Annotated in this window: 1 pseudogene; it reads right to left on the bottom strand. The window is 70.1% G+C overall.

From position 1 onward, the window contains the following. Positions 1-1,273 (bottom strand): annotated as a pseudogene (locus RM812_RS41695) (IS30 family transposase); the annotation flags it as partial. Positions 1,274-1,356: the final 83 nt, after the last annotated feature.

Here is a 1,356-nt window from a genome sequence, read left to right as displayed (position 1 = left end):
CGGGGCCGGTTGTTGATCGCCGTGGCGACGGCTTCGAGGTCCGTGGACGACCAGCGGGAGAGATCGGTGCCCTTCGGGAAGTACTGACGCAGCAGTCCGTTCGTGTTCTCGTTCGTCGGTCGTTGCCAGGGTGAGTGCGGATCGGCGAAGAACACCTTCGTCCCGGTGTCGAGAGCGAACTGGGCATGGCCGGAGAGTTCCTTCCCGCGGTCCCAGGTGAGGCTCTTGCGCAGTTGCTCGGGCAGCCGGGTCATCGACGTCGTGAGCGCCGCGTTCATCGCGATCGCGCCATAGCCCCCGAGCGAGGTGCCGTTCTTCACCGGCGGAATCTCGCCCCAGCCCTCGAGACGGGGCAGGTGCACCAGGAGCGTGGAGCGGCTGCTGCGCTCGACGAGCGTGCCGATCGCGGAGCGGCCCGTCCCGATGATCAAATCGCCTTCCCAGTGTCCGGGGACCGCGCGGTCCCCGGCCTCGGCGGGGCGTTCACTGAGAACGACGTCCGCGGTGACATGCCCCTGCGGCTTGTTCTGTGACCGTGCACGGGGAGTCCGCAACGCCCGGCCGGTACGCAGACACGTGACCAGCTCCCGCTTGAGCGCGCCACGGCCCTCGATGAACAGCGCCTGGTAGATCGCTTCGTGGCTGATGCGCATGGACTCATCATCGGGGAAGTCGACACGCAGCCGGTGCGAGATCTGCTCCGGGCTCCATGCCGTCGCCCATCTTCTGTCCTGCCGGTGCGGCTTGTTCAGCCCCCTCCACGCGGGCGTCCTGGGCCCGGCGACGATCGTGCCGTCGGGACGACGGACACCGCCGGCGATCCGTTCCTGCACGTATGCACGCAGCCTGGCGTTGCCTGCGAGTTTCGCAGTCTTCGGGCGCTTCGCGGCCTGCTGTGCTTTCCACTGCGCGACAGAGCCCGATAGACCGGTTTGCCGCCGCGGGTCGCCGCGTTGCGGCGCAGCTCGCGTGAGACCGTGCCCGCGTCGCGGCCGATCCTGCGGGCGATCTCGCGCACGCCGAGCTCCTGGACGCGCAGCAGTGCGATCTCCTCGCGCTCGGCGAACGACAGGTAGCGGCCGGTGGGCTCGTCCAGGCTGATCGGCGGCATTCCGCCAGCGTGACGGAACCACCGGATTCCGACCGGTGCCGACACGCCGACCCCCTCGGCCGCCTGGACCGTGGTGATCCCGGACGCGATCAGGCGCCAGAACTCCCGCTGCACAGCGCGCGACGGCTCCGGACGGCCGGGCGAGCGCATTGGCGCCCGCATCGCCCGGTCCGCGGCCCACTGCCGTCGCGCCCCGGCCGGAGCCTGCGGCGTTGACTTCCTCGGTCGTCCCATCCAACACCTCC

It is taken from the genome of Streptomyces lancefieldiae (assembly GCF_031845825.1).
Lineage (GTDB): Bacteria > Actinomycetota > Actinomycetes > Streptomycetales > Streptomycetaceae > Streptomyces > Streptomyces lancefieldiae.
The sequence above is the reverse complement of the archived record's forward strand: the minus strand, read 5'-3'. Positions and strand labels throughout refer to the sequence as shown.